At 62.6% G+C, this 26,323-nt stretch carries 24 protein-coding genes, 1 other RNA gene and 1 pseudogene; 20 read left to right on the top strand and 6 right to left on the bottom strand.

Annotated elements, in window-relative coordinates; all coding sequences use genetic code 11:
• The first annotated feature begins 8 nt into the window (after window positions 1–8).
• The 6 genes from LDJ84_RS19325 to LDJ84_RS19300 all read left to right on the top strand — a co-directional run bounded on the left by LDJ84_RS19325 (window position 9) and on the right by LDJ84_RS19300 (window position 8,640).
• Window positions 9–668 carry a GntR family transcriptional regulator gene (locus LDJ84_RS19325; protein ID WP_024763910.1) on the top strand — a complete coding sequence of 220 codons (660 nt, stop codon included), beginning with the start codon at window positions 9–11 and terminating at the stop codon, window positions 666–668.
• 33 nt (window positions 669–701) lie between these two features.
• Window positions 702–4,190 carry a chromosome segregation protein SMC gene (gene smc / locus LDJ84_RS19320; protein ID WP_226045281.1) on the top strand — a complete coding sequence of 1,163 codons (3,489 nt, stop codon included), beginning with the start codon at window positions 702–704 and terminating at the stop codon, window positions 4,188–4,190.
• A gap of 299 nt (window positions 4,191–4,489) precedes the next feature.
• Window positions 4,490–5,380: a cell division protein ZipA gene (gene zipA / locus LDJ84_RS19315; protein WP_024763911.1), complete on the top strand. Its 891-nt coding sequence runs from the start codon at window positions 4,490–4,492 to the stop codon at window positions 5,378–5,380.
• 88 nt (window positions 5,381–5,468) lie between these two features.
• Window positions 5,469–7,856, top strand: a complete 2,388-nt coding sequence (ligA, locus tag LDJ84_RS19310; protein WP_226045280.1) for an NAD-dependent DNA ligase LigA — start codon at window positions 5,469–5,471, stop codon at window positions 7,854–7,856.
• 53 nt (window positions 7,857–7,909) lie between these two features.
• Complete coding sequence (locus tag LDJ84_RS19305) at window positions 7,910–8,188, top strand: HU family DNA-binding protein (RefSeq protein ID WP_024763913.1); 279 nt, start codon at window positions 7,910–7,912, stop codon at window positions 8,186–8,188.
• A 74-nt stretch (window positions 8,189–8,262) separates the two neighbouring features.
• On the top strand, window positions 8,263–8,640 hold the full coding sequence (locus tag LDJ84_RS19300; RefSeq protein WP_226045279.1) for a hypothetical protein: 378 nt from the start codon (window positions 8,263–8,265) through the stop codon (window positions 8,638–8,640).
• Window positions 8,641–8,646: 6 nt separating this feature from the next.
• On the opposite strand, the gene LDJ84_RS19295 is transcribed toward LDJ84_RS19300, so the two are convergent.
• Entirely contained in the window at window positions 8,647–9,006 is a 360-nt protein-coding gene (locus tag LDJ84_RS19295) for a type 1 fimbrial protein (protein ID WP_024763914.1), read from the bottom strand.
• 219 nt (window positions 9,007–9,225) lie between these two features.
• Here LDJ84_RS19295 and ffs point away from each other — a divergent pair.
• Window positions 9,226–9,322, top strand: an RNA gene (ffs, locus tag LDJ84_RS19290) — signal recognition particle sRNA small type.
• A gap of 61 nt (window positions 9,323–9,383) precedes the next feature.
• Here the strand turns inward: ffs and LDJ84_RS19285 are convergent.
• A complete protein-coding gene (locus LDJ84_RS19285) occupies window positions 9,384–10,106 on the bottom strand; it encodes a substrate-binding periplasmic protein (RefSeq protein ID WP_024763915.1) in 723 nt (240 codons plus the stop codon).
• Window positions 10,107–10,258: 152 nt separating this feature from the next.
• Between LDJ84_RS19285 and dnaX the strand changes: the two genes are divergently transcribed.
• The 3 genes from dnaX to recR all read left to right on the top strand — a co-directional run bounded on the left by dnaX (window position 10,259) and on the right by recR (window position 13,620).
• Entirely contained in the window at window positions 10,259–12,406 is a 2,148-nt protein-coding gene (gene dnaX, locus LDJ84_RS19280) for a DNA polymerase III subunit gamma/tau (protein WP_226045278.1), read from the top strand.
• 37 nt (window positions 12,407–12,443) lie between these two features.
• Window positions 12,444–12,770, top strand: a complete 327-nt coding sequence (locus tag LDJ84_RS19275) for a YbaB/EbfC family nucleoid-associated protein (RefSeq protein WP_017516839.1) — start codon at window positions 12,444–12,446, stop codon at window positions 12,768–12,770.
• 250 nt (window positions 12,771–13,020) lie between these two features.
• Window positions 13,021–13,620, top strand: coding sequence for a recombination mediator RecR (recR, locus tag LDJ84_RS19270; protein ID WP_024763918.1), 600 nt, complete (start codon window positions 13,021–13,023; stop codon window positions 13,618–13,620).
• Window positions 13,621–13,667: 47 nt separating this feature from the next.
• On the opposite strand, the gene LDJ84_RS19265 is transcribed toward recR, so the two are convergent.
• Window positions 13,668–14,111, bottom strand: coding sequence for a rhodanese-like domain-containing protein (locus tag LDJ84_RS19265; protein ID WP_084357313.1), 444 nt, complete (start codon window positions 14,109–14,111; stop codon window positions 13,668–13,670).
• A 93-nt stretch (window positions 14,112–14,204) separates the two neighbouring features.
• On the opposite strand from LDJ84_RS19265, the gene ftrA reads away from it, so the two are divergent.
• Both ftrA and LDJ84_RS19255 read left to right on the top strand, forming a co-directional pair.
• On the top strand, window positions 14,205–15,173 hold the full coding sequence (gene ftrA / locus LDJ84_RS19260; RefSeq protein WP_226045277.1) for a transcriptional regulator FtrA: 969 nt from the start codon (window positions 14,205–14,207) through the stop codon (window positions 15,171–15,173).
• A 75-nt stretch (window positions 15,174–15,248) separates the two neighbouring features.
• Window positions 15,249–16,397, top strand: a complete 1,149-nt coding sequence (locus LDJ84_RS19255; protein WP_024763921.1) for an acyl-CoA dehydrogenase family protein — start codon at window positions 15,249–15,251, stop codon at window positions 16,395–16,397.
• A 13-nt stretch (window positions 16,398–16,410) separates the two neighbouring features.
• Here the strand turns inward: LDJ84_RS19255 and LDJ84_RS19250 are convergent, their stop codons facing one another.
• The 3 genes and pseudogenes from LDJ84_RS19250 to LDJ84_RS19240 all read right to left on the bottom strand — a co-directional run bounded on the left by LDJ84_RS19250 (window position 16,411) and on the right by LDJ84_RS19240 (window position 19,591).
• Complete coding sequence (locus tag LDJ84_RS19250) at window positions 16,411–16,950, bottom strand: CbrC family protein (protein ID WP_024763922.1); 540 nt, start codon at window positions 16,948–16,950, stop codon at window positions 16,411–16,413.
• Window positions 16,951–17,112: 162 nt separating this feature from the next.
• On the bottom strand, window positions 17,113–18,003 hold the full coding sequence (locus LDJ84_RS19245; RefSeq protein ID WP_226045276.1) for an SDR family NAD(P)-dependent oxidoreductase: 891 nt from the start codon (window positions 18,001–18,003) through the stop codon (window positions 17,113–17,115).
• A pseudogene (locus tag LDJ84_RS19240) lies at window positions 18,000–19,591 on the bottom strand (flavin-containing monooxygenase). Before LDJ84_RS19240 ends, LDJ84_RS19245 begins: the two are co-directional and overlap by 4 nt.
• Before the next feature lie 77 nt (window positions 19,592–19,668).
• On the opposite strand from LDJ84_RS19240, the gene LDJ84_RS19235 reads away from it, so the two are divergent.
• The 8 genes from LDJ84_RS19235 (at window position 19,669) to LDJ84_RS19200 (ending at window position 26,157) form a co-directional block, all read left to right on the top strand.
• Complete coding sequence (locus LDJ84_RS19235) at window positions 19,669–20,364, top strand: TetR family transcriptional regulator (protein ID WP_226045274.1); 696 nt, start codon at window positions 19,669–19,671, stop codon at window positions 20,362–20,364.
• A gap of 30 nt (window positions 20,365–20,394) precedes the next feature.
• Window positions 20,395–20,790, top strand: a complete 396-nt coding sequence (locus LDJ84_RS19230; protein ID WP_226045273.1) for a GFA family protein — start codon at window positions 20,395–20,397, stop codon at window positions 20,788–20,790.
• 693 nt (window positions 20,791–21,483) lie between these two features.
• The gene (locus LDJ84_RS19225; RefSeq protein ID WP_226045272.1) at window positions 21,484–22,383 is read left to right on the top strand and encodes an iron-containing redox enzyme family protein; all 900 of its coding nucleotides are present in this window, start codon (window positions 21,484–21,486) and stop codon (window positions 22,381–22,383) included.
• A 50-nt stretch (window positions 22,384–22,433) separates the two neighbouring features.
• Entirely contained in the window at window positions 22,434–22,604 is a 171-nt protein-coding gene (locus LDJ84_RS19220; RefSeq protein WP_192294950.1) for a rubredoxin, read from the top strand.
• A gap of 1 nt (window position 22,605) precedes the next feature.
• The gene (locus LDJ84_RS19215; RefSeq protein ID WP_226045271.1) at window positions 22,606–23,211 is read left to right on the top strand and encodes a LysE family translocator; all 606 of its coding nucleotides are present in this window, start codon (window positions 22,606–22,608) and stop codon (window positions 23,209–23,211) included.
• Between the two features lie 97 nt (window positions 23,212–23,308).
• Complete coding sequence (locus LDJ84_RS19210; protein WP_226045270.1) at window positions 23,309–24,217, top strand: hypothetical protein; 909 nt, start codon at window positions 23,309–23,311, stop codon at window positions 24,215–24,217.
• The gene (locus tag LDJ84_RS19205; RefSeq protein WP_226045269.1) at window positions 24,210–25,472 is read left to right on the top strand and encodes an ATP-grasp domain-containing protein; all 1,263 of its coding nucleotides are present in this window, start codon (window positions 24,210–24,212) and stop codon (window positions 25,470–25,472) included. The genes LDJ84_RS19210 and LDJ84_RS19205 overlap by 8 nt, the downstream gene beginning before the upstream one ends.
• Complete coding sequence (locus LDJ84_RS19200) at window positions 25,465–26,157, top strand: substrate-binding periplasmic protein (RefSeq protein ID WP_226045268.1); 693 nt, start codon at window positions 25,465–25,467, stop codon at window positions 26,155–26,157. Before LDJ84_RS19205 ends, LDJ84_RS19200 begins: the two co-directional genes overlap by 8 nt.
• Window positions 26,158–26,323 lie beyond the last annotated feature (166 nt).

The following is a 26,323-nucleotide window of genomic DNA, read 5'->3' as shown; positions in this document are numbered from 1 at the left end:
GGACAACCATGACGTTCAAGGCCCCGGACAGCCTGGCTGAGCAGATCGCGCATCACCTTGCCGAGCGCATCATCCGGGGCGAACTCAAGGAGCGCGAGCGCATCCAGGAACAGAAGGTCACCCAGACCCTCAATGTCAGCCGTGGCTCGGTGCGCGAGGCGCTGCTGATCCTTGAGCGCCGCCACCTGGTGGTAATCCTGCCGCGCCGCGGCGCCCAGGTGTCCGAGCTGTCTCCCGCCCACGTCGAAAGCCTCTACTCGCTGGTCATCGAGCTGTACATCATGCTCGCCAGCAGCGTGGCCCGGACCTGGCGGGAAGAGGCCGACCTGGCACCCTTCATGGCGATCCAGCAGCGCCTGCTGGACAACCTCGAGCGCGGCGACATCAACGCCTTCGTCGAATCCAGCTTCGACATCATGCGCGCTGCCTTCCCGTTCGCTGGCAACCCCTACCTGCAGGAAACCGTGGAAAATCTCCTGCCGGCCATCAGCCGCACTTATCATCTGGCCCTGGAACGCCGCAAAGGCGAGATGAGTCAGTTCATCGGCAGCTTCGAAGACCTGCTGCGCGCGGTGGTCGGGCGCGACGAAGCCGGCATCCGCGCGGTGCTGCTCGACTACGGTCGGCACAACAGCCAACTGGTCCTGGCCGCTCTGGCTGAACGATAAGCTCGCTACTAGAAGAACAAGGGGGGAGGGCGCATGCGGCTCAAGTGCATCAAGCTGGCGGGCTTCAAGTCCTTCGTCGATCCGACGACGGTCAATTTTCCGAGCAACATGGCGGCGGTGGTTGGCCCCAACGGCTGCGGAAAATCCAACATTATCGACGCCGTTCGCTGGGTGATGGGTGAGAGTTCGGCGAAGAATCTCCGCGGCGAGTCGATGACCGACGTCATCTTCAATGGCTCCAACACCCGCAAGCCGGTGACCCAGGCGTCCATCGAGCTGATCTTCGACAACTCCGACCAGACCCTGCTGGGCGAATACGCCAGCTACGCCGAGATTTCCATTCGCCGCCGCGTGACCCGCGACGGCCAGAACACCTACTTCCTCAACGGCACCAAGTGCCGGCGCCGGGACATCACCGACATCTTCCTCGGCACCGGCCTCGGGCCGCGCAGCTACTCGATCATCGAGCAGGGCATGATCTCCAAGCTGATCGAGGCCAAGCCCGAGGACCTGCGCAACTTCATCGAGGAAGCCGCCGGCATCTCCAAGTACAAGGAGCGCCGCCGCGAAACCGAAAACCGCATCCGCCGCACCCAGGAAAACCTCGCGCGCCTGACCGACCTGCGCGAAGAGCTGGAACGCCAGCTCGAACGTCTGCACCGCCAGGCCCAGTCGGCGGAGAAGTACCAGGAGTTCAAGGCCGAGGAACGTACCCTCAAGGCCCAGCTCGGCGCCCTGCGCTGGCGCGACCTGAACGAGCAGGTCGGGCAGAAGGAAAAGGTGATCGGCGACCAGGAAGTGGCCTTCGAGGCGCTGGTGGCCGAGCAGCGCAGCGCGGACGCCAGCATCGAGCGCCTGCGCGACGGCCACCACGAGCTGTCGGAAACCTTCAACCAGGTGCAGGGCCGCTTCTATTCCGTGGGCGGCGACATCGCCCGCGTCGAGCAGAGCATCCAGCACGGCCAGCAGCGCCTGCGGCAATTGCAGGATGACCTGCGCGAGGCGGAGAAAACCCGCCAGGAAACCGAATCCCACCTGGGCCACGACCGCACGCTGCTGGCCACCCTGGCCGAAGAGCTGGAGCGCCTGGCCCCGGAGCAGGAGATCAGCGCGGCCGCTGCCGAAGAGGCCACCGTTGGCCTGGAAGAGGCCGAGCAGCGCATGCATGACTGGCAGCAGCGCTGGGACGCCTTCAACCAGCAGAGCGCCGAGCCGCGCCGCGAAGCCGAAGTGCAGCAGTCGCGCATCCAGCACCTGGAGCAGAGCCTGGAGCGCCAGGCCGAGCGGCAGCGCCGGCTGAGCGACGAACGCACACAACTGGCGGCTGACCCGGAAGACGCCGCGATCCTCGAACTGGGCGAGCAGGTTGCCGCCATCGAGTTGCTGCTGGAAGAGTCGCAGATCGAAGAGCAGGAACTGGCCGAGCGCCTGGAGCGCGTGCGCCAGTCCCTGCAGGAAAGCACCTCTGCGCAGCACCAGGCGCAGGGCGAGCTGCAACGCCTGAATGGCCGGATCGCCTCGCTGGAAGCCTTGCAACAGGCCGCGCTCGATCCGGGCGACGGCACTGCGCAGTGGCTGCGCCAACAGGGCCTGGAACAACGCCCGCGCCTCGCCGAAGGGCTGCGCGTGCAGCCGGGCTGGGAGCTGGCGGTGGAAACCGTACTCGGCGCCGACCTGCATGGCGTGCTGCTGGATGATCTGAAGGGGCTGCCGTTCGACGCGCTGGAGAAGGGCGAGCTGCGCCTGCTCGATCTGGCCGCTGGCGCTGTTTCCCGCCCCGGCAGCCTGCTGGACAAGGTCGAGACGAACGTCGGCCTGAGCTACTGGCTGGGCCGCGTGCGCCCGGTCGAAACCCTGGATCAGGCCCTGGTCCAGCGCGCTTCGCTGGGCGACGGCGAGAGCCTGGTCAGCCGCGATGGCTACTGGGTCGGCCGCAACTTCCTGCGTGTGCGCCGTGGCGAATCCGCCGATGGTGGCGTGCTGGCGCGTGGGCAGGAGCTGGAGCGCCTCTATGTCGAGCGGGAGACGCTGGAACAGCGCCTCGCCGAGATCGACGAGCAACTGGTGCGCCTGCGTGACGAGCAGCGTCACGCCGAGGAAGGTCGTGACCAGGTGCGCCGCCGCCTGCAGGACGAAGGTCGCCGCCAGGGCGAATTGAAGGCGCAACTGTCCGCGCAGCAGGCCAAGGTCGAGCAGTTGACGTTGCGTCGGCGCCGTCTTGACGAAGAACTGGCCGAACTGGCCGAGCAGCACGCCATCGAGCAGGAGCAACTGGGCGAAGCCCGGCTGAGCCTGCAGGAAGCACTGGACGCCATGGCGGTGGATACCGAGCGCCGCGAGTCGCTGCTCGCCGAACGCGACGGCATGCGCGAGAAACTCGACCGCATCCGCCAGGAGTCGCGCCAGCACAAGGACCAAGCCCATCAGTTGGCAGTGCGCGTTGGTTCCCTGCGTGCCCAGCACGAATCCACCCGCCAGGCGCTGGAGCGCCTGGACAGCCAGGCGGTGCGCCTGGTCGAGCGCTGCGAGCAGCTCAACCTCAACCTGGAGGAAGGCGCCGCTCCGCTGGAAGAATTACGCATGCGCCTGGAAGAGCTGCTCGACCGGCGCATGGCAGTGGAGGACGAACTCAAGCACGCGCGTCTCGCCCTGGAAGATGCCGACCGCCAGTTGCGTGACGCCGAGAAGCGCCGGACCCAGGCCGAGCAGCAGTCGCAATTGCTGCGCGGCCAGCTGGAACAGCAGCGCATGGAGTGGCAGGCCCTGAGCGTGCGGCGCAAGTCGTTGCAGGAGCAGCTCCACGAGGACGGTTACGACCTGCACGGCGTGCTGGGCACGCTGCCTCACGATGCCGCCGAGAAGGTCTGGGAAAACCGCCTGGAAGAACTGGCCACGCGCATCGGCCGCCTGGGGCCGATCAACCTCGCGGCCATCGAGGAATACCAGCAGCAATCCGAGCGCAAACGCTACCTCGACGACCAGAACGACGACCTGGTGGAAGCGCTGGACACCCTGGAAAACGTGATCCGCAAGATCGACAAGGAAACCCGCAACCGCTTCAAGGAAACCTTCGACCAGATCAATGCTGGCCTTCAGGCATTGTTCCCCAAGGTTTTCGGCGGCGGTCACGCCTATCTGGAACTTACCGGCGAGGATCTACTCGATACCGGGGTGGCGATCATGGCGAGACCGCCGGGCAAGAAGAACAGCACCATCCATCTTCTGTCCGGTGGCGAGAAGGCCCTGACCGCTCTGGCGCTGGTATTTGCGATCTTCCAGCTGAACCCGGCACCGTTCTGCATGCTCGACGAGGTCGACGCGCCATTGGACGATGCCAACGTCGGCCGTTATGCGCGACTGGTGAAAGAGATGTCGGAGAAAGTGCAGTTCATCTATATCACCCACAACAAGATCGCCATGGAGATGGCCGACCAGTTGATGGGCGTGACCATGCACGAACCGGGTTGTTCCAGGCTGGTGGCGGTGGATGTGGAAGAGGCGGTGGCATTGGCCGAAGCCTGATCGCGCGGCAGAACTTGCAGCAGGCTGGCAAGGTGCCGTGTTGTGTGTCTAAGGTATTGATTTGATTGGGATAGGTCGCATTCTCAAAGCGAAGGTGGGAAGCGCTATGAAAAGTTGCAAAGTGCGCGGCGGAGTGTCGCCATAGACAGTGTAAAGTTATGTGAGAGCGTGTTAGCTTAATGCCCACTTTTGTATCGCGTGGAAAACATCAGTCAGAACATGAAGTTGGCTCCACGTTTTCAAGGGATAGGATGTCCTTTTCTTCATCATCATTTTTTGTTCAGGGGCTACGGGATTAGATGGATATCGGTCTGCGCGAATGGCTGATCGTCATTGGGCTTATCGTGATCGCCGGCATTCTGTTTGACGGCTGGCGTCGCATGCGGGGTGGCAAGGGCAAGTTGCGCTTCAAACTGGATCGCCAGTTTGCCAACCAGCCCGATGACGGGGATGAAAGCACTCCTGAACTGCTCGGGCCTTCCCGGGTGGTCGAACACCGCGAGCCGGAACTGGACGAGGAAGACCTGCCCAAGGTCAGCGCCAAGGAGTCGCGCGGCAAGCGCCGTGGCGAACCGCGCCAGGGCGACCTGAACCTGGACGACCCGGCACCGAACCTGCTCGGCCCGCTGGACGAGGAAGATTTCCCGAACCCGCTGGACGAAGCGCCCCAGGAAAAGCCGAAGAAAGAGCGCAGGAAGGACAAGGAGCGTAGCGCTCCTGCTGCCCCGGCTGCCGCCTCTTCGGCGGCCCAGGCTCCGATCGACGAAGTGCTGATCATCAACGTCATCAGCCGCGACGAGGGTGGCTTCAAGGGGCCTGCGCTGCTGCAGAACATCCTGGAAAGCGGCCTGCGCTACGGCGAAATGGACATCTTCCATCGCCACGAGAGCATGGCTGGCAACGGTGAAGTGCTGTTCTCCATGGCCAACGCGGTCAAGCCGGGCACCTTCGATCTGGACAACATCGACCAGTTCAGCACCCGTGCCGTGAGCTTCTTCCTCGGCCTGCCGGGCCCGCGCCATCCCAAGCAGGCATTCGACGTGATGATCGCCGCCGCCCGCAAGCTGGCCCAGGAGCTCAATGGCGAGCTGAAGGACGAGCAGCGCAGCGTGATGACTGCGCAGACCATCGAGCACTACCGTCAGCGCATCATCGATTTCGAACGACGCGCCCTGACCCAGAAGCGCTAAGCTTTCAGCACGCTGCACAGAAGCCCCAAGCGACCCTTGGGGCTTCGCATTTCTACCTCAAGCAGAATAAAGCCGCCGAGATTCCCGCATGACCGATCCCCAGACCGCTGCCGAACGCATCGCCCAGCTGCGCAGCGAACTCGACGACCATAACTACCGCTATTACGTGCTCGACGAGCCTAGCGTGCCGGACGCCGAGTACGACCGCCTGTTCCGCGAACTGAAGGCGCTGGAAGCCGAGCATCCCCAACTGATTACTCCCGAGTCGCCAACCCAGCGCGTCGGCGGCGCGGCCGCTTCGGCTTTCGGCGAAGTACGCCACGAAGTGCCGATGCTGAGCCTGGGCAACGCCTTCGAGGAGCAGGATCTCATCGATTTTGATCGCCGTGTGCGCGAGGGCCTGGCCGATCAGCTGCCTTCCTCCGATCTGTTCGGCGGCGGAGCCGAGGTGGAATACAGCTGCGAGCCCAAGCTCGATGGCCTGGCGGTCAGCCTGCTGTACGAAAATGGCGTGCTGACCCGCGGTGCCACCCGTGGCGACGGCACCACCGGCGAAGACATCAGCGTCAACGTGCGCACCATCCGCAACGTGCCACTGCGCCTGAAGGGCGAGGGCTGGCCGGCGATACTGGAAGTGCGTGGTGAAGTGTTCATGTCCAAGGCAGGCTTCGAGGCGCTCAACGAACGGCAGATGGAAGCCGGCGGCAAGACCTTCGCCAACCCGCGCAATGCTGCCGCCGGTAGCCTGCGCCAGCTGGATTCGAAGATCACCGCCAGCCGCCCGCTGGAATTCTGCTGCTACGGCTTTGGCCGGGTCGAGGGCGGCACGCTGCCGGGCACCCAGGTGGAGATCCTTGAGGCCTTGAAGGGCTGGGGTATCCCGATCAGCCGCGAGCTGAAGCTGGCCAAGGGTGTGGAGGGTTGCCGCGCCTATTACGAAGACATCGGGACGCGCCGCGACAGTCTCGCCTACGAAATCGACGGCGTGGTGTTCAAGGTCAACCGCACCGATTTCCAGCGCGAGCTGGGCTTCCGTGCCCGCGAGCCGCGCTGGGCCATCGCCCACAAGTTCCCGGCGCGGGAGGAGCTCACCGAACTCTTGGACGTGGAATTCCAGGTCGGCCGCACCGGCGCAGTGACGCCCGTGGCACGCCTGAAGCCGGTCCAGGTGGCCGGTGTGACCGTTTCCAATGCCACGCTGCACAACATGGACGAGGTCGCGCGCCTGGGTCTGATGATCGGCGACACCGTGATCATCCGCCGGGCCGGCGACGTGATTCCGCAGGTCATGCAGGTGGTCACCGAGCGCCGCCCGGCAGACGCGCGCCCGGTCGCAATCCCCACCCAGTGCCCGGTATGCGGCTCGCAGGTCGAACGTACTCAGTTGGTGAAGCGCAGCAAGGGCAAGGAGTCGGTCAGCGAGGGGGCCATCTACCGTTGCGTCGGACGACTGTTCTGCCAGGCGCAACTCAAGCAGGCGATCATCCACTTCGTTTCTCGCCGCGCCATGGATATCGACGGCCTCGGCGACAAGATCGTCGAGCAACTGGTGGACAAGGGCCTGGTGAAGTCGCCGGCCGATCTCTACACCCTGACCTTCGAGCAGGTCATCGAGCTGGAGGGCTTCGCCGAAGTCTCCACGCGCAATCTGCTCGCTGCCATTGCCGACAGCCGCAAGCCGGCGCTGGCACGCTTCGTCTTCGCCCTGGGTATCCCGGACGTGGGCGAGGAGACGGCCAAGCTGCTGGCACGCTCCCTGGGCTCGCTGGCGCGCATCCAGAAGGCGCTGCCGGAGGTGCTGACCTACCTACCCGATGTGGGCGGTGAAGTGGCCTATGAGATCCACAATTTCTTCGATGACGAGCACAACCGCAGCGTGATCCAGCAACTGCTGGAGCGTGGCGTCGAGCTGCAGGACGAGGGCGAGGTATCGGCCGAGTTCGCCGCCGTCGCCACCCTGGCAGGCTTCATCGACAAGCTGAACATTCCCTTCATCGCCGCCACTGGCGCCGAGAAGCTCGCGGACCGCACCGGCAGCCTCGACGCACTGGTTGCCCTCAGCCAGGACTGGCTGGACCTCAGCACCCTGAAAGGAGTGAACGAGAAGGCCAGGCAGTCGGTGCGCGAGTACTTCGCCGATGCCACCCGCGTCGAGCGTGCCAAGGCCGTCGAGGCACAGCTGGCGGAGTTCGGCATGCACTGGCGCAGCGAGCGCAAGGTCGTCGAAGGCCTGCCGCTGGCGGGCCAGACCTGGGTGCTCACCGGCACGCTGGAGGCCATGAGCCGCGACGTCGCCAAGGAAAAGCTGGAAAGCCTGGGCGCCAAGGTGGCCGGCTCCGTCTCCGCCAAGACCCATTGTGTCGTTGCCGGACCGGGAGCAGGTTCAAAGTTGGCCAAGGCCCAGGAACTTGGCGTCGCCGTGATGGACGAAGAGCAGCTGATCAAGCTGCTGGCCGACCACGGCATCGGCGCCTGACACGCCTTCCTTTCAATCAAAGAATCAAGATCAACGCATCAAGGAGTCATTCCATGCCCATGACCAAGGACCAACTGGTTCGCGATATCGCCGAATCCCTCGACCTGACCCAGGCCGCCGTGCGCGGCGTGTTCGAGCAACTGGCGCAGATCGCCCAGGACGCCCTGGAGAACGACGGTGAGCTGACCCTGCCGGGTATCGGCAAGCTCAAGGTCAGCGAACGCGCCGCCCGTACCGGCCGCAATCCGCAGACCGGCAAGACCATCGAGATCGCCGCGAAGAAGGCCGTGCGTCTGGTGCCCGCCAAGGCTCTGGTCGACAGCCTGAACTGATCGGCAGGCCCGTTCGGCCTCTGCGTTGCGATGCAGGACGGGACGGGCCATTCCATTGGTTGACGGAGAGCAAGATGGACAAGGCAAGAAAGCAGCGCCTGCTCGGCGTAGGGGCACTGGTGCTGTTGTTCGGGGCTTACGTGGCCTGGACCGAGCGCCCGCAGATCGTCCTGCATTACGAGGCGCAGGGTGGTCCGGCGGTCAGCTACAGCTACAAGGAAAACGGCGAGGAAACCCTCGCGGGCGAGATCAAGCCTGGTGAGGCGCGAACCTTCCCGCTGCGCCTGTGGCGTTCCGGGGAATATCGCGTGGCCTTCCAGTTCCACCAGGGCGCGGAGCGCTACTCCACCTTCAGCACCCGTCCGGGCTACAGCAAGATGGACCTGTTCATCGGGCCGAACCTGGAAGTCTCTACCCAGCCCCGGCCCGAGGGCATGCTGCAGGCGCAGTGAGACCGGTTACAGGTACTCGGCTACCAGCACGAGGTGACGCGTGCCTGCTGGGTCCTTGGCGCGAATCATCCCCGCGACGTTGCCGTTCGGTGTGCTGAGTTTTTCCACTGTGCGACCCTGGCTGTCGGTGAGTCGGTAATGCACCGCTAGCTGATTGCCGCGGGGCTCGTTCAGGTACAGGTCCACCGACTGTTTGCACTGGCTGGCCGTCACCCGGCCGCTGGAGTTGGTGATGTCGCTCACGCCGATCTGGCAGGTAGGCTCGACGACGGCGCCGCGAAAGGTGATGGTGCCGCTGCTGGCCGCCTGCAGCGAGCCGCAGAGGGCAATGGCAAGTAGCGCGGTAGAGTTCACGATCAATCGCATTTGAACACTCCTTGCATGGGCGGGGACGCCCCGAGCGGGCGGACTTATCCATTGCTTCGGCCTGTGGCGAGGAAGCTTGAGTGGCCTGGCGGAAAAGCTCCCCGGGCTGCGATGTGGATCAAAGGAAAGAACGTAAGTGCTTGAAGTGCTTGTAACTTGCGCTCAAGCCGCTACAATGGCGCGGCTCGCCGGACTGGCGAGCTCTCGCGATGGTGGCCCTGTCGGTCCCCCCGCAACGATTACTCGCTTACCTGGTCAGGTCCGGAAGGAAGCAGCCAAGGCGGGGACATTGTGTGCCGGGGTGTGGCTGGCGGGGCCGCCTCCATTTCGGAGCCTGGAAAATGGCCCGCCTCGCGGCCTGTCGAGCGCTGCCCGTCTCAGCGGTAGTGATCCAGGATCTGCTCGATCTTCCCTGACGCCTTGATCTTCGCCAGCACCGAGAGCACCTCTTCGGCGCGGACTTCGGGCGCGTCCAGCACCATGCACGACAGCGGGGTCTCCTCGATCACGCTGGCGGTTCTCAGGCGCTCCGCCTCGGGCAGATCACGGTTGAACCAGTTCAGCGCGAACTCGCTGCTGATCGCATATTGATAGCGTCCGATGCGCAGCTTCTTCAGCACCAGCTCCTGGTTGCGCGCGTCGTCGCGGATCAGCCAGTGGCTGTCCAAAAGCGGCTGCAGGCGGGGGTAGTGGTAGCCCAGCACCGTGCCGATGGACTGGCTGGGGAGGGTTTCGAGGTTTTCCGCAGGGGCGTCGCGGACCACCAGCAGGTCGCGCTGCAACATCAGTGGTGCAGTCCAGCGGTAGTCCTTGAACTCGTGCTCGATCCAGGTGCGCGAGACGTAGCAGCGCACGTCCACGGAGTGAGTGAGCAGCGCCTGTTCGATGCGGGCGCGGGGCACGATGTGGAACGCCGGTGTCCGTCCAAGCTCGCGGGCCGTCTCGTTGAACAGCTCGAACAGGATGCCGCCGGTCAGTTCGCCATTTTCGATCTGCGCCAGCGGCATCGCCCAGCTGTCGACCACCGAGAAGCGCAGGGGACGGTCGTCGGCCTGGGCGAGGGTGGCGGTCAGCAGCAGGGCGGTGGCGAGGAAGCGCATCAAGGCTCCGTTGATGGCAGAACGACGACACAATGCCGTGTAGCCCGGCCCTTGCCAAGATGCGACAACGTCCGGTGCGGACATCGAGTGCAATTTACGGTCCGCTTCGCTAGGATTAGCGCACTTCTGCTCACCTGTCGCGATGGATTTCAATGAGTTATCAGGTTCTTGCCCGCAAATGGCGTCCGCGCTCGTTCCGCGAAATGGTCGGCCAGACCCATGTGCTCAAGGCCCTGATCAACGCGCTGGACAATCAGCGCCTGCACCACGCCTACCTGTTCACCGGGACCCGCGGCGTGGGCAAGACCACCATCGCGCGCATCCTGGCCAAGTGCCTGAACTGCGAGACCGGCGTCAGCTCCACTCCGTGCGGACAGTGCTCGGTGTGCCGCGAGATCGATGAGGGCCGTTTCGTCGACCTGATCGAAGTCGACGCCGCCAGCCGCACCAAGGTCGAGGATACCCGCGAGCTGCTCGACAACGTGCAGTACTCGCCGAGCCGCGGCCGCTACAAGGTCTACCTGATCGACGAAGTGCACATGCTCTCCAGCCACAGCTTCAACGCCCTGTTGAAGACCCTGGAGGAGCCGCCGCCCCATGTGAAGTTCCTGCTCGCCACCACCGACCCGCAGAAGCTGCCGGTCACCATCCTCTCGCGCTGCTTGCAGTTCTCCCTGAAGAACATGCCGCCGGAGCGCGTGGTGGAACACCTGACCCACGTGCTGGGCGCCGAGAACGTGCCGTTCGAGGACGATGCGCTGTGGCTGCTCGGCCGCGCTGCCGACGGCTCCATGCGTGACGCCATGAGCCTCACCGACCAGGCCATCGCCTTCGGTGAAGGCAAGGTGCTGGCCGCGGATGTGCGTGCCATGCTCGGCACCCTGGATCACGGGCAAGTCTACGGCGTGCTTCATGCGCTGCTGGAAGGCGATGCCCGCGCGTTGCTGGAGGCGGTACGCCACTTGGCCGAGCAGGGCCCGGACTGGGGCGGCGTGCTGGCCGAGATACTCAACGTGTTGCACCGCGTGGCCATTGCCCAGGCGCTGCCCGAGGCGGTGGACAACGGCCAGGGCGACCGCGACCGTGTGCTGGCGCTGGCCCAGGCCTTGCCAGCCGAGGACGTGCAGTTCTACTACCAGATGGGCCTGATCGGCCGCCGCGACCTGCCGCTGGCGCCCGATCCCCGCGGCGGCTTCGAGATGGTCCTGTTGCGCATGCTGGCGTTCCGCCCGGCGGATGCCGACGGCGCACCGAGGTCACCACTAAAGGACCTGGGGATCAGCAAGGCCACGGCTGATTCCAACCAGAACCCAGTGGCCGGCGCCGCCGTTGCGGCGCCGGTTGCATCCATTGCTGCTCCGGCTGTTGCGCCTGCACCGGTAGTGCCGGTTGCTGCGGTTGTGCCTGCTGTTGCCGCGCCTCAGCCTCAGCCGGCTCCGGCTCCGGCTGCGCAAGCCGAACCAGCCGTTGCGCCGACTCCGGTTGTCCAACCTGTGCCTGAGCCGGCTCCGGTGGAGCCGGAAGCCGCCGTGCAACTCGAGCCGACGGCGCCGGCTGCCGAGCCGGAACAAGCCGTCGCCGAGGCGCCGATCGATCTGCCGTGGGACGAACCTGCCGCACCGATTGCCGCGGCTCCAGCGCCAGTCGAGACTGCTGCACCTGCACCTGCACCTGCACCTGCACCTGCAGCTGCCACGCCGGCACCGGTGGAAGCGCCTGCGCCCAAGGTCGAAGAGCCGGCCCCGATAATCGCCGAAGTTCCGGCCGAGGACGACGACCGCGATGACGAGCCGCCGCCCGCCGAGGACTACTACGAAGTCGACATGGAGTCCTACGGCTACCTCGAGAACGAGGCGCCGCAGGAGCAGGCCGAGCCCGAACCCGAGCCCGCCGCCATGCCGGCAACCGGTCTGGCTGCCGAGTGGCTGGACCTGTTCCCGCGCCTGGGCCTGGCCGGCCTGACGGCCAGCATCGGCGCCAACTGCACGCTGGTCGCCGTCGAGGGCGATACCTGGCACCTGCACCTGGATCCGGGCCAGAGCGCGCTGTTCAACGCGACCCAGCAGCGTCGCCTGAACGATGCGCTGAACCAGTTCCACGGTCGTACGCTGACCCTGCAGGTGACCCAGCAGAAGCCCGAGCAGGAAACCCCGGCCCAGGCCGCCGCGCGCAAACGTGCCGAGCGCCAGCGCCAGGCCGAGGCGTCGATCGCCGCCGACCCTTATGTGCTACAGATGAAGCAACAGTTCGCCGCGGTCGTCCGCGACGGTACTATCGAACCCCTGGAGGCCAAGGCTTGAGCCTGGGTCGACGACTGAACGAATCGAGGAACTCGACATGATGAAAGGTGGCATGGCCGGCCTGATGAAGCAGGCCCAGCAGATGCAGGAAAAGATGCAGAAGATGCAGGAAGAGCTGGCCAACGCCGAAGTGACCGGTCAATCCGGCGCCGGCCTGGTGAGCGTGGTGATGACCGGTCGCCACGACGTCAAGCGCGTCTCCCTGGATGACAGCCTGATGCAGGAAGACAAGGAAATCCTCGAGGACCTGATCGCCGCCGCGGTGAACGACGCCGTGCGCAAGATCGAGCAGAACAACCAGGAGAAGATGTCCGGCATGACCGCTGGCATGCAATTGCCGCCCGGCTTCAAAATGCCCTTCTGAGTTTGATCGTGCCGCCCATGCCCGGCGCATGGCGGCGTTGTCGTCGGGTTCGGACTCCTCATGTGCTGCAGCACACTCCGGTTCCTCACCCGACGGCGCCTTGCCCTGCTTGGGCCTGAGCGGCCTGTGGGCTGACTTCTTCGTTTCCTGTTTTCCAAAAGAGAATGCACTTGCCTTCCGGCTTGCCAAGTATGTGAGCGCGAACCGTGCGTTCCTTCGTTCTAATACTCCCGAAATTCGAGACCGCCCCATGAGCTTCACGCCGCTGATCCGCCAACTGATCGACGCCCTGCGCACCCTGCCCGGAGTGGGGCAGAAGAGTGCCCAGCGCATGGCGCTGCAGCTGCTGGAGCGTGACCGCAGCGGCGGCCTGCGCCTGGCGCAGGCGCTGACCCAGGCGATGGAAGGCGTTGGCCACTGCAAGCAGTGCCGCACGCTGTCGGAAGACGAGTTCTGCCCGCAGTGCACCGACCCGCGCCGCGATGACAGCCTGCTGTGCGTGGTGGAAGGGCCGCTGGACGTGTTTGCTGTCGAGCAGACCGGTTATCGCGGCCGCTACTTCGTGCTCAAGGGACACCTGTCGCCGCTGGATGGCCTGGGCCCGGAAGCCATCGGCATTCCTGAGCTTGAGGCGCGAATCAAGGCCGGCAGTTTCAGCGAGATCATTCTCGCCACCAACCCCACGGTGGAAGGCGAGGCGACCGCCCACTACATCGCCCAGTTGCTAGGCGGCGGTGACCTGGTGCTGTCGCGCATCGCCCACGGTGTGCCGCTGGGTGGCGAACTGGAACTGGTGGACGGCGGCACGCTGGCCCACGCCCTGGCAGGACGCCGGCCGATCAGCAACTGACAGATTCGAACAAGGCCGGAGAGATTCCGGCCTTGTTGCATTCGGGGTCAGCAGGCGCAGCTGATGCCTTGACTGTCGGCACGCCGCGATTCTTCCACTGCGCCAACCAGCGCCAGCCCCTCGTCCAGCCAGCCAGTCACGCCACCGATCATCTCCTTCACCGGCAGGCCCAGCGCTGCGAGCTTGGCGGCAGCGCGGTGCACGCCGTTGCAGTGCGGGCCTGCGCAGTAGACGACGAACAGGGTACCCGCCGGAAACTGCGCCATGCGTCGCGCGTCGATCTCCCGTGTTGGCAGGTTCAGCGCGCCGGGTACATGGCCACGGGCGAAGGCAGCGGCGTTGCGCACATCGAGCAGGACGAAATCCTGCTCGCCATTCTGCAGGGCGTCGTTCACGTCCGAGCAGTCGGTCTCGAAGGCCAGCCGATGGCTGAAATGGACAAGGGCGTCGGCGGGCAGGGCGGCGGGGAATTGGCTGACAAGGCTGGGCATGACAAGGCTCCTGGGGAAGATGGGACCACTGTATGCAGCCGCGAAAGCCGGCTAAAGTGGCGGCCTGGACAGTGATCGGAAGTTTTCCGCCAAATGCAGCGTGATCCCCTCGCAGTGGCCGTTCTCGCTTACGACGGCCTGTGCACCTTCGAATTCGGCATCGCCGTTGAGATCTTCGGCCTGCCGCGCCCGGAATTCGACTTTGCCTGGTACCGCCACCGCATCGTTGCCGTCGACGCCGGACCGATGCGCGCCATGGGCGGCATCCACGTGCTGGCCGATGGCGGGCTGGAGGCGCTCGAAACGGCTGGCACTATCATCGTGCCGGGCTGGCGGGACCGCGCCGAGGCGCCGTCCGCCGAGCTGGTACAGGCGCTGCGCAAGGCCCACGACCAGGGCGCACGGCTGCTGTCGATCTGCTCGGGCGTCTTCGTCCTGGCAGCCACCGGTTTGCTCGACGGCCAGCGTGCCACCACGCACTGGCGCTATGCCGAGGAGCTGGCCGAACGCTTCCCTGGCATCGAAGTGGATGCGCAAGTGCTCTATGTCGATGCCGGACAGGTGATTACCTCCGCTGGCAGTGCAGCGGGCATCGATGCCTGCCTGCATCTGGTGGCGCGGGATTTCGGCGTACAGGTGGCCAATAACGTGGCTCGCCGGCTGGTCATGTCGCCGCAACGCGCTGGCGGCCAGGCGCAGTTCATCCCCGCGCCCGTGGCCCAGGCGCCCCGCCACGATCTCGCCGGGCTGCTGGATTGGGCCCGCCAGCGTCTGGACCGATCCATCTCGGTGGGCGAACTGGCCAGCCGCGTGGCGATGAGCGAGCGCACTTTCCTGCGCCGCTTCAGCGAAGCCACCGGTATGACGCCCAAGGCGTGGTTGCAGCACGAGCGTATGGCGCGAGCCCGTGAACTGCTGGAAGGCTGCACCGACAGCGTTGAGCGAATCGCCGAGCAATGCGGCTTCGGCACCGTGGAGAGCTTCCGCAACGCCTTTCGTGGCGCGGCCGGGGTGGCACCATCGATTTACCGCGAGCGATTCGGGACGGCGTATCTGTCCTAGCCGATGGCGGGTGTCTCGCCTTGTAAACCAAGCAAGCGCTAGGTAAGTTTCACGCAAACCGTCTGGAGCCTTGCCATGTCCGTGTTCACCGAGTACTTCGATGACAGCCACCGCCTGGTCCGCGACAGCGTACGGCGCTTCGTCGAGCGGGAAATCCTGCCCCATGTCGCTGACTGGGAGGAGGCCGAGGAGTTTCCACGCGAGCTGTACCGCAAGGCCGGCGAGGCGGGCATCCTTGGCATTGGTTATCCGGAAGCGCTTGGCGGCAGCCACGAGGGCGATCTGTTTGCCAAGGTGGCAGCCAGCGAAGAGCTGATGCGCTGCGGCTCCGGTGGGCTGGTGGCGGGGCTGGGCTCGCTGGATATCGGCCTGCCGCCCTTGATCAAGTGGGGCCGCCCGGAGCTGCGTGAACGCATCGCGCCGCAGGTGCTGGCCGGCGAGAAGATCATGGCGCTGGCGGTCACCGAGCCGTCCGGCGGCTCCGACGTGGCCAGCCTGAAGACCCGCGCCGTGCGTGATGGCGACCACTACCGCGTGAGCGGCAGCAAGACCTTCATCACCAGCGGCGTGCGTGCCGACTACTACACCGTGGCCGTCCGCACTGGCGGCGACGGCTTTGGTGGCGTCAGCCTGCTGCTGGTGGAGAAGGGCGCTCCCGGCTTCACGGTCAGCCGCAAGCTGAAGAAAATGGGTTGGTGGGCATCGGACACCGCCGAACTGTTCTTCGACGACTGCAAGGTGCCGGCGGAAAACCTGATAGGCGCCGAGAACATGGGCTTCGCCTGCATCATGGCGAACTTCCAGAGCGAGCGCCTGGCGCTGGCGATCATGGCCAACATGACTGCGCAACTCGCCCTGGACGAAGCACTGGCGTGGTGCCGCGAGCGCGAGGCGTTCGGCAAGCCGATCGGCAAGTTCCAGGTGCTCAAGCATCGCTTGGCGGAAATGGCCACTCAGGTCGAAGTGTCCCGAGAGTTCACCTATCGGCAGGCGGCGAAGATGGCGGTGGGCAAGAGCGTAATCAAGGAAATCTCCATGGCCAAGAACTTCGCCACCGACATCGCCGACCGGGTGACCTACGACGCGGTGCAGGTGCTGGGCGGCATGGGCTACATGCGCGAGAGCCTGGTGGAGCGGCTGTACCGCGACAACCGCATCCTCTCCATCGGTGGCGGCACGCGGGAGATCATGAACGAGATCATCGCCAAGCAGATGGGGCTTTGAGATGCCCTGGGGTTCAGGTGAAGTCCATCCCGTAGCGCGTCTTGCCGCAATGCAGGCAGCGGAAGTGATAGATCGCCGGGTTGCCCGCTGGCTCGTAGTGCTCGATCACCTGTAGCCAGGTTTTTTCCGGCCAGCCGAAGTCGGCGAAGTGCCCGGCCAGCTCGGCGGCGCCGAGGGCGATGATGTCCTCCCGCCTGGCGTCGCCGTGGAAGGCGCAGGCGTCGCCGCAGCAGTTCAGCCAATGCTCTTGCTGCCAGGAGGCGAACCCCGGTGTGCGTTCGCAGACTTCGCGCACCACGGCATCGGGTACTCCGGCGTCCAACAGTGGGTAGTCATCGGCGAAACTGGCCTCGAAACGCTCTGCAGCGCTGCCGTCGGCGATGCACCAGGGACACAGGCAGTTTTCCGGCAGGTCGTGTCGCGTGTACACCGAGGCGGTGTAGACGTAGCCGCGCTTTTGTCCGCAACACCGGCAGGTTTCTGCCGAGGCCACCACGCTGCCGGTGGAAAGCGGTTCGGGGTGGTAGCGGAAGGTGGGCAGTGTCTGGCTCATGGTCGTCATCCCTGGTGTTATTGCCTGGCAGCGGCTAGCCAGTATAAACAGCGGTTAGCGGATGACAGCCCGACTCGACAATTGAAAAAAACGGCGCCCATCCGGGGGTAAGGGGGATGGGCGCCGGTCCGACAGGGAAAAGGGATTCGTTGCGGCAGAGCCTTACTTGGCCTCGTAACCCTCGGCGGCTGACTTGCGCTTGGGTTTCGGAGCGAAGCGCTTGGCCAGCTTCATGCTGCCGGTGACCACCTTCTGATACCAGACCGGCAGCAGGCGCAACATCACGTCGATGGCGTGGGCGTCCGGGCCGATCAGGATGCGCCGCGAATCACGCTCCACGCCGCGAATGATCACCTGCGCAGCTTTCTGTGGCGTAGTGCGCAGCAACTGGTCGTTGAACTGGGTACGCGCAGCTTCCGCGTTCTGCCCGGTGACCTTGACCATGCTGTCGTTCATCCGCGCGGTCTTGGCGATATTGGTCTTGATGCCGCCGGGGTGAACACAGCTGGCCGAAACACCTGCGCGTTCCATGTCCAGCTCCTGGCGCAGTGATTCGGTGAAACCGCGTACGGCGAACTTGGTGGCGTTGTAGGCGCTCATACCCGGCTGGGAGAACAGCCCGAACACGCTGGAAACGTTGACGATGTGGCCGTCTCCGGATGCCTTCAGGTGTGGCAGGAAGGCCTTGGTGCCGTAGATCACGCCCCAGAAGTTGATGTTGGTGATCCACTCATACTCTTCATAGTCGCTGGCTTCCACGGTGCCGGCGTGGGCGACGCCGGCGTTGTTGAACACCAGGTTGACCTTGCCGTGCTCGCGGGCGGCCTTGTCGGCCCAGGCATGCACCTGCTCGCGGTCGGCGACGTTCACGGTGTCGATGGACACGCGCACGCCGGTGGAGGAGAGCAACTGGCGGGTTTCCTCGAGGCCTGCGGCATTCACGTCCGCCAGAGCCAGGTGGCAGCCGCGGGAGGCCAGTTCGATGGCCAGGGCGCGACCGATGCCCGAACCCGCGCCGGTGATCGCGGCAACCTTGTTCTCGAAGTTCTTCATGCCGGCACCTCTTCTGTGTGGCGTTGGGGTTGGACGACAGGGCTGGGCAGCGGCTTGGACTTCAAATGATAGGCGCTGGGATCGAATTGGCTGGTCAGCGCGCGGAAGCGCCAGGTGAAGCCCGGCCACAGGGTGCAGTTGCGCCCGCTCACCGGGTGCAGGTACCAGCTCTTGCAGCCGCCGGTGTTCCACACGCTGTGGTTGAGGCCGCGCTGCAGCTTGGCGTTCCACTGGTCCTGGACGTCGCTCTTGACCTCCACGCTCTGCAGCTCGCGGCGGTCCATCAGCTTGATGGCGCCCAGCACGTAGGTGATCTGCGACTCGATCATGTAGACCATGGAGTTGTGGCCCAGACCGGTGTTCGGGCCCATGAGGAAGAACAGGTTGGGGAAGCCGCGGGTCATGGTGCCCTTGTAGGCTTCCGGGCCGTTCTGCCAGGTATCGAGCAGGTCCACGCCGTCCTTGCCGAATACCACGCCACGCGGGATCGGATCGTTGGCGGTGAAGCCGGTACCGAAGATGATGGCGTCCGCCTGCCGCTCGCGACCGTCGGCGGTGATGATGCTGCCGGCCTTGATCTCGCGGATGCCGTCGACGATCACCGAGGCGTTGGAGGCGGCCAGTGCCGGGTAGTAGTTGTGCGACATGAGCACGCGCTTGCAGCCGATGGTGTAGTCCGGGGTCAGCTTGCGGCGCAGGTCCGGGTCCTTGACCTGCTGGCGGATGAAGCGCTCGGCCAGCCTGCCCACCAGTTTCATCGCCCAGGGCGCGAAGGTGAAGCCCAGCACACGGCCTTCTAGCATGCTGTAGAGGGCGCCGCGCCAGAGCTTCTGTACCGCCGGGAAGTGACGGAAGCGCGCGCGCTCCTTCTCGCTGATGGCACGGTCCGGCTTGGGCAGGATCCACGGTGCGGTGCGCTGGTAAAGGTCGAGCTTGGCCACCAGCGGCTGGATTTCCGGGACGAACTGGATGGCCGAGGCGCCGGTGCCGATCACCGCCACGCGCTTGCCCTTGAGGTCATAGTCATGGTCCCACTGCTGCGAGTGGAAGGCCTTGCCCTGGAAGTTCTCCAGTCCCTTGAGTGCCGGGATGGAGGGAATCGACAGGGCGCCCATGCCCGACACCACGGCCTTGGCGGTGTAGTGGTTGCCGGCAGCGTCGAACAGGTGCCAGAGCTGCTGCTCGTCGTTCCACTCGAAGCGCGCCATCTCGGTGTTGAACAGCGTCTTGTCTTCCAGCCGGTATTTCTTCCAGCAGTTCTCCAGGTAGGCGCGGATCTCCGGCTGGCGGGCGAACATGCGCGTCCAGTCCGGGTTCGGCTCGAAGGAGAAGGAGTACACGTGGGACTGCACGTCACAGGCGCAGCCCGGGTAGTTGTTGACCCGCCAGGTGCCGCCGACACCGGCGTCCTTTTCGAACAGCAGGAAATCGTGCTCGCCTTCCTGCTTCAGGCGGATCGCCATGCCCAGGCCGGAAAACCCGGTACCGATGATGGCGACCTTGCAGTGTCGGGGGGCAGTCTTTGGTTGGGTTCTCACAACCGTACTCATGGCCACGCTCCTGTTATGATTATTGCTGGCGTATACAACTGTCTACGCGATAGGAATGTAGACATCTGTATACCATCGTAACAACCAACCTTCGGTGGGGTCGGGCACGAAACTCATGGAAATCGGACAGGAAGAACGGCCGGCGGAAGCGGCGGGTAAGCGAGCGCTCATCGATGCCGCACTGCGCCTGGCGGCCAGTCGACGCAGCCTGAGCAGCCTGGGGTTGCGGGAGCTGGCGCGGGAAGCAGGACTGAACCCGAACACCTTCTACCGGCACTTCGGTGACGTGGATGACCTGGGCCTGGCGATCATCCGTGATATCGCCACCCAGTTGCGCCAGCCGTTGCGCGACCTGCGCCGCGAGGCAGCCGAACGCGCCCTGCCGGGGGCAGGCGCGGCCAGCGTGCCGTTCGGCCTGGACTTTGAACGCGGCCAGCGCGTGACCCGGGAGACGGTGCGGCTGTTCTTCGACTTCGTGGAAGGTAACCCGCAGGCTTTCATCATCGGCGTGCGCGAGTTGCACGGGCCGTCGCCGGTCCTGCGCGAGGCCTTGGCGAAGGTGATGGACGAGTTCGGCGAAGACATGGCCGAGGACATCCGCCACTTCCACCTGCTGCCGGATATCGACGAAAACGAGCTGAACCAGCTGTCGCGGCTGATCAGCCGGCAGTTGTTCCAGCAGTCACTGGATTACCTGGAGCGCCCGCCGGAGCAGCGCGGGGAAGTCTGCGCTCTGGCCGAGCGACAAATCCTGTTGCTCTTCACTGGCGTCGCGGTGCTGCAGACCTTCGGCATGCTGGCTAGGCTGTGAGTCTTCTAGGGTCATAGCGGGAGCTTCAGCATGTTGCCCTTGCCCCTGTTCGGTGGCTGCGCCTGCGGCGCGGTGCGCTATCGGGTGGATGCCGAGCCGGAAGAGAGCGGTTACTGCCATTGCCGCATCTGCCAGAAGTCCAGTGCCGCGCCGGCGGTACCGTGGGCGGTAATTCCGCTGACGGGCTTCGCCTATATTGCCGGCGAGCTGGGGATGTGGCGCTCAAGCCCGGACGGCGAACGGCGCTTCTGCGTGAAGTGCGGCACGCCCATGGAGTTCCGCGTGCGCGATGGCGAGACGGTGGGGCTGAACAGCGTGACCCTGGACGAGCCGAAGCTGATCGAGCCGCAGTGCCATATCTGGTGCTCATCGCAGCTGTCGTGGTTCGACACGGTGGATGATCTGCCGAGGCGCCAGGAGGGCTGACGCCCGGTCATGCTTTTGTAGGAGCGAGCTTGCTCGCGAACCTCTCGGCACCGGAGCAGCGTCCGTTCGCGAGCAAGCTCGCTCCTACAGAAACCGTCATTTGGTGCGATGTGCGGAATTGCATTGCACTTGATCATCCGTTTGCATTTGTTCTGACCACTGATTGCACCGGATTTGCTCAGAACCTTTGAAAACATGGTCTGTTGAGAGCGCTCAAGCCTCTGAAAAAAAACAGGGCCAGTCCTGTTGCTGTCCTGCCGGCGGCGGTCATTGCAAAGGCTGTCCATGAGGAGTTCATCCAGGGTGAAAGTCTAGGCCAAACCAAGCTACTGCCCGAGAGCTTGGATAATTAAGTCGCGGATACCAATTCGGCACCGGCATTGTCGGTTAGATGCTCGAATTTTCCGTTTGAGGAGTCGCTAAGCAGCAAATTTCCGGTGACTATTATGGGCCGTTCAAATGATTGGAGCCGATATGTGGCCTCACACCTAAGTTGTACTGGTGGCGGTGCTTGGATTGTCAGATGGTTCTTGTTTTCTTGGTTGTTTATAGAGCTCTATTGTGGGACGGTTCTGTAATCCGATTTAGAGAGTTGTTCGCTGATCCTTGGTATCAAGTTGACACCATGTTGACAGGCATTGAAGGGGGATATAGAAACATTCTGCGGCATGTAGTTGGGTCGGAATTGTCTGGATGGCCAGGGAGAAGGTATCTCAAGATGCGTCCACGTCATTCAAGATTGGCCGCAATTTCAATACATTGATTGAGGTGATAACTTTGGATATTCAACAGGCGTTCACTCTTCGTGAAAATGAAGTCGCACGAGACCACGGTCAAAGCGATATTATTTACACCGAAATTGCATCGGCGGTAGTTCGTCATAATGCCATCAAAGAGCTTGATCGTTTTGGCCAAATTCTGGCCAGTCGACCGCTTGATCATGAAGGCTTGGCAACTTTCTTCGGGACCCTTTGGGCATTTTTCAAAGACGTTCCCTCTGGCATCATCGCGCTGGCCGCTCGCATTACTGACGAACTGCTGGCCGAAGACACGTGGAACGCAACTGCAAAAGCTGCATACGTGCTCTACGCATCTGTTGACGAGTTCGGACTACACCAGCATCAGCGACACATGCTGCCTACTCATCACCAAATGTTCCGGGAACTGACCGAACATCTTGGGCTGAGTCATCAAGACCTGCACAATCCAGCTTTTGTCTTGCCGGAAGGGGTCGCCATGGGCGATGCAACACATCGTCTCTATCGTTCTGATCAACTCGGTGAGGCCCTGGGATTCCATCTCGCATCCGAGATGACATCGTCCCGTGAGTTCCAATATTTCTTGGCCGGCTTCCAGAAGTACGCCAAGGAATATGATCTGAAAGACGAGGATGACCCGGTTCTGGCCTTCTTCGCCGTACACTGCGAAGTTGAACCGATGCATGTATCCACTGGGCGAGACGTCTTGGTGTCGTTCCTGAACCGTGACGAGCGCATCGGCAAGCAGGCATTACGGGGCGCCATGGCATTCATGGATGGCTTCGAACGCATGTTCGCTGCCTTGAATCGTAAGCTGGGTCACAGTATTCAGTGACCCCGCCAAGGGCGCAGGCGTTGCCCGCGCCCTTTAAATGGAGAGTCATCATGGCTAGCAAGGAATATGAGTGCAATTTCTGCCATTACGTCTACTCGGAGGAACAAGGTGAGGAGACGGAAGGGGTAGTTCCAGGGACACAGTGGGAAGACCTTCCTGAAGATTTTAAATGCCCCCACTGCCGAACAAAGAAGAAGAACTTCACTGAACGGACGCTCTGACGTGCTGCCAGCAAGTGCCCTCAAGGCCTTTCTCTTTGGCATTACACTTTCTATTGCCGTAGGGCCTATCGCATTAATAATCATCCGAAACGGCATTCAGCATGGCAGAGTCGTTGCCATAAAAAGTGCGTTTGGGGCGGCGATTGGAGATCTTTTCTTTAGCGTGATTGCGTTTGCCAGCGCAAGCTTAGTAGTGGGATTTCTATCCAGTCATCAAAGGTTCCTGAGCGCAGCTTCCGCGCTAATTTTAATTCTATTTGGACTGCACATGATATGTGGCGAGTTCAAGGCCAAGACTGATAGTGGCGTCCCGTCAAAAAATATTGGCTTTACAGCTACGTTCATACTAACGATTTCAAATCCATTAACTATTCTGGCTATTTCAGCATTTGCAACTCAAGTTGACGGACGCACAATAGCTTCCCTCGTGATATCGTGTCTTTGTTTGTTTTCGGGGAGCTTATTTATTCAATGCTTGTACGCATTGGGTGGTACCACATTAAAGCCATTCATCACCAATAATAGCCACCTAAGAATTCTTGGATTTTTCAGTGGTTTGGGTGTCACGATATTCGGCTTGGTCGAGGCTGCTTTTTTATGGAAATAGTGCTCTCCCTTAATGTTTTCGAGATCAGAGATACAGCTTCTTAAATTTCAAAAATTAACATCCATGTACCCTGCTATCGACATCAAGGGAGGGGGCTATGCTCGTTGAACACCGCTCCTTGGCAGTCGGGCTTTGCCTACTGCTCGCGCATAACATGCTCACCGGTTGGCAGGATGTATACCGCGCCGTTGCATTCCGGAAGCTAGACGTATTCTTCCTGACTTTCGTCGCCTTCTTGATTGTCATAGCGACTTTCGAGGTGTGTTTCAGGGGAGGCGGAGGCGAAGCCCGGCTGCGATGGAAGGAAGTCGTCTCGCTGAACCTCTGGACCGCAGGAAGTTGGGGGGCATTGTTCCTTTCAATCTGGCTCATCCCCCCAGCCCTTGCTGCTGCGATTGCAACCTCCCTCTGTCCGATATTCACTTACTTCGTAAACCGTCGACTGCGCCCGAGTTCGCCGGCTTCCCTCCGCGACATCACTGTATGCTTGGCTGCACTCGCAATCACTGCATTCTTGTCTTGGGCGACAATCGCCTCAAATGCAGGAAAAGGGACGAATGGCCTCGTTCTTTGGGGAATCCTCCTAGCCATGGCAGCGGCTTTCTCGGATGCGTTCATGACCGTGTCCATGAAGGCCTGTTATGACCGGGGGGTTTCTGGTTCCGAACTGCTCGCGCGGAGGTTCTACTTGCTGACAGGCTTGGCGTTCACAGGCGCGCTTGTAAGGGGAGCTTTCTCAGTGTCAGCTGAAGAACTTATGAGCGGAGCCTCTCTCGCGCTTTTCGGTGTCATTCCCGCAACGCTCCTCCTGCAGAGAAGTCTTAAGTACATTGAGCCGGTACTTTTCGAGATTGTGCTCGCCACAGCACCTGCCTTTGTCCTCGCGTTCCAGTTCACGCATTCCGCCCTCACCCCATCTACTCCGGCCATTGTGGGCGTCGTACTGGTCATCGGCCTGTCCCTGGCCCAGATTTATCACTCCTTCTTTGGTGCCCGTCATGCATAGCCTTGGGATCATCGTTGATGCGTACTCAACCGGAAACAAACTCGCCAGGGAGTTCTCGGCCTACGGAGTCGGATGTTTCCACGTCCAGTCCAGGGACCCTATCCTGGTTTTTGACGCGCCGTCTTTCGTGCCGGAGGACTTCGCCAGAAATTTCGTGTACCAGGGAGATGTAGCTAAGCTGGCTGAGGACATCGGGAAGCTCTCGCCTTTGTTTGTGATAGCCGGCTGCGAGTCGGGCGTCCCCCTAGCCGACGCGCTATCGGAAGTCCTCAAGCTGCCTTCGAACGGAACGGCTAAGTCCAGCGCCCGACGAGACAAGTTCCTCATGCAGGCAGCCCTAAAGGACGCCGGCGTTGAGCATATTCGGTCGCTGCGAACGGATTCGGCTGCAGAGGCGATCACATGGTGTGATCGGCAGTGCGCATGGCCTTGCGTAGTGAAGCCCCTCGACAGCGCTGGATCTGATGGAGTCACCTTTTGCCATGCGCCAAATGAAGTCCGCGCGGCCTTCGCGTCCCTACTGGGTAGGACAAATGCAATGGGGACAGTCAATACGCTGCTTATCGTGCAGGAAAGATTGGTTGGCGAGCAGTACATAGTCAACACAGTAAGCCTTCAGGGGAGCCACTACGTCTCCGAGGTGTGGAAGGACGTTCGTCTTGAAGTGCCCGGGGCGTGCGCAGTTGGATGCTACGAGGCGCTGCTCAAGTCCGCATCCACAGAATCCACTGTTCTCGGTCGTTATGCCGGCTCCGTCCTTGACGCTCTCGAGATTCAGAACGGTCCTGCCCACTTAGAGATCATGCTTGTCGAAGGACGCGGTCCCGTGCTCATAGAAGTGGGCGCCCGTATGCAGGGATCCATCTGCGACTCCGTGGTTCTTTCAGCCCTCGGCCACAGCCATGTGACGCTCACTGCGCTGCGCTATGCGGACCCGAGTGGCTTTGCCAGCTATTCGAATACGCCTTACCAAGCCCGGAAGCCGGTGTTGGCGGCGATGCTTGTGTCCCCCCGAGACCTTCGAGTATCGGACTCTAGGTTCCCGTCAGCGATCAGGGCTCTACCGAGTTACGCAGCGGACCAGGGACTGCCAACGTCTGGGACCTCCATCAAACGGACAATCGACATGGATACCTGCCCGGGAATCGTCTACCTGTCCCACGAGTCGGCCGAAGTGCTCCAAGCAGACTACGTTCGCCTCAGGGAATTGGAGGTGCAGATGTACGAGGAAGCTGTGGAGGAAGTCGATGTTTAGAATTGGTTGCGATCCCGACAACCCCCCCTACACGAAACTGTCAGCCGGTGTGTGGAGTGGGACTGAGTACGAGTTCATCACCTCATTGCTTTATGAGACCAGGCTGGAATTCGAGATCGTCCCAGTCTCTTGGGGTGACATGTTTGATCAGTTGCGGCTTGGTAAGGTTGCTGCAATCTTTTCGAGCCTCTCGGCAACGGAAGAGCGGCGGCAAGAGTTCCTTTTCAGCGACGCCTATTTCGACTCCCCAGAGACGCTGATGGGATGGGAAGGTGTCAATCTGGAAAGTATCGAACTGGGGCGCTGCTCCTTGGCGGTGCTCGCTGGATCCAATCATGAGCGCTACGCGCGGGCATCCTTCCCAGGAGCGGATATCCGCCTTTTCAATAACTCAGTCGAGATGCTTAATGCGCTCGAAAGCGCAACTGTCGACACAGTCGTGTCTGAGTTAAATGCGGCCCAACATTGGCTTTATGGCCAAGGCAAACGAGAGAAAATCCGAGTTCTAGGAGAACCGATAATCTGCCCGGAAATATTCGGTAATGGTTCCTCGGTGGCGGTCGGCAGGTCTTTCCCGGAACTGAGAGACTACATTAATACTGCCCTGCGGGGCACACCTGGCCAGGCATCTGCAGGATTAGGATGCGTAGTAGAGGATGGCCCGGGAGCACAAGTAATCGACTAGTGAACGCCGGGATTATGTGGATTGGCTGTGCCAGGTCGCAGGTCGCAGGTCGCAGGTCGGATCGGAGGTCGGAGGTCGCAGACTGCAGCGCGAGCCCCAATGCTCCGGCCTGATCAAACAGTTGCACCCAGCGCAGTATTCCAATCGTATGGGGCGTTCTCTGTCG

Source organism: Pseudomonas sp. HS-18, assembly GCF_020401845.1.
Lineage (GTDB): Bacteria > Pseudomonadota > Gammaproteobacteria > Pseudomonadales > Pseudomonadaceae > Pseudomonas > Pseudomonas nitroreducens.
The sequence above is the reverse complement of the archived record's forward strand: the minus strand, read 5'-3'. Positions and strand labels throughout refer to the sequence as shown.

What these genes read in the sequence shown, in the direction of transcription:
- LDJ84_RS19325 (WP_024763910.1), top strand. Translation starts at nt 9, where the DNA reads ATGACGTTCAAGGCCCCGGACAGCCTGGCTGAGCAGATCGCGCATCAC.
- LDJ84_RS19205 (WP_226045269.1), top strand. Translation starts at nt 24,210, where the DNA reads ATGCATAGCCTTGGGATCATCGTTGATGCGTACTCAACCGGAAACAAA.
- recR (WP_024763918.1), top strand. Translation starts at nt 13,021, where the DNA reads ATGAGCTTCACGCCGCTGATCCGCCAACTGATCGACGCCCTGCGCACC.
- LDJ84_RS19250 (WP_024763922.1), bottom strand. Translation starts at nt 16,950, where the DNA reads ATGAGCCAGACACTGCCCACCTTCCGCTACCACCCCGAACCGCTTTCC.
- LDJ84_RS19275 (WP_017516839.1), top strand. Translation starts at nt 12,444, where the DNA reads ATGATGAAAGGTGGCATGGCCGGCCTGATGAAGCAGGCCCAGCAGATG.
- LDJ84_RS19295 (WP_024763914.1), bottom strand. Translation starts at nt 9,006, where the DNA reads ATGCGATTGATCGTGAACTCTACCGCGCTACTTGCCATTGCCCTCTGC.
- LDJ84_RS19300 (WP_226045279.1), top strand. Translation starts at nt 8,263, where the DNA reads ATGGACAAGGCAAGAAAGCAGCGCCTGCTCGGCGTAGGGGCACTGGTG.
- LDJ84_RS19265 (WP_084357313.1), bottom strand. Translation starts at nt 14,111, where the DNA reads ATGCCCAGCCTTGTCAGCCAATTCCCCGCCGCCCTGCCCGCCGACGCC.
- LDJ84_RS19255 (WP_024763921.1), top strand. Translation starts at nt 15,249, where the DNA reads ATGTCCGTGTTCACCGAGTACTTCGATGACAGCCACCGCCTGGTCCGC.
- ligA (WP_226045280.1), top strand. Translation starts at nt 5,469, where the DNA reads ATGACCGATCCCCAGACCGCTGCCGAACGCATCGCCCAGCTGCGCAGC.
- LDJ84_RS19245 (WP_226045276.1), bottom strand. Translation starts at nt 18,003, where the DNA reads ATGAAGAACTTCGAGAACAAGGTTGCCGCGATCACCGGCGCGGGTTCG.
- zipA (WP_024763911.1), top strand. Translation starts at nt 4,490, where the DNA reads ATGGATATCGGTCTGCGCGAATGGCTGATCGTCATTGGGCTTATCGTG.
- LDJ84_RS19210 (WP_226045270.1), top strand. Translation starts at nt 23,309, where the DNA reads ATGCTCGTTGAACACCGCTCCTTGGCAGTCGGGCTTTGCCTACTGCTC.
- LDJ84_RS19230 (WP_226045273.1), top strand. Translation starts at nt 20,395, where the DNA reads ATGTTGCCCTTGCCCCTGTTCGGTGGCTGCGCCTGCGGCGCGGTGCGC.
- smc (WP_226045281.1), top strand. Translation starts at nt 702, where the DNA reads ATGCGGCTCAAGTGCATCAAGCTGGCGGGCTTCAAGTCCTTCGTCGAT.
- ftrA (WP_226045277.1), top strand. Translation starts at nt 14,205, where the DNA reads ATGCAGCGTGATCCCCTCGCAGTGGCCGTTCTCGCTTACGACGGCCTG.
- LDJ84_RS19235 (WP_226045274.1), top strand. Translation starts at nt 19,669, where the DNA reads ATGGAAATCGGACAGGAAGAACGGCCGGCGGAAGCGGCGGGTAAGCGA.
- LDJ84_RS19285 (WP_024763915.1), bottom strand. Translation starts at nt 10,106, where the DNA reads ATGCGCTTCCTCGCCACCGCCCTGCTGCTGACCGCCACCCTCGCCCAG.
- LDJ84_RS19200 (WP_226045268.1), top strand. Translation starts at nt 25,465, where the DNA reads ATGTTTAGAATTGGTTGCGATCCCGACAACCCCCCCTACACGAAACTG.
- LDJ84_RS19225 (WP_226045272.1), top strand. Translation starts at nt 21,484, where the DNA reads ATGGCCAGGGAGAAGGTATCTCAAGATGCGTCCACGTCATTCAAGATT.
- LDJ84_RS19305 (WP_024763913.1), top strand. Translation starts at nt 7,910, where the DNA reads ATGCCCATGACCAAGGACCAACTGGTTCGCGATATCGCCGAATCCCTC.
- LDJ84_RS19220 (WP_192294950.1), top strand. Translation starts at nt 22,434, where the DNA reads ATGGCTAGCAAGGAATATGAGTGCAATTTCTGCCATTACGTCTACTCG.
- dnaX (WP_226045278.1), top strand. Translation starts at nt 10,259, where the DNA reads ATGAGTTATCAGGTTCTTGCCCGCAAATGGCGTCCGCGCTCGTTCCGC.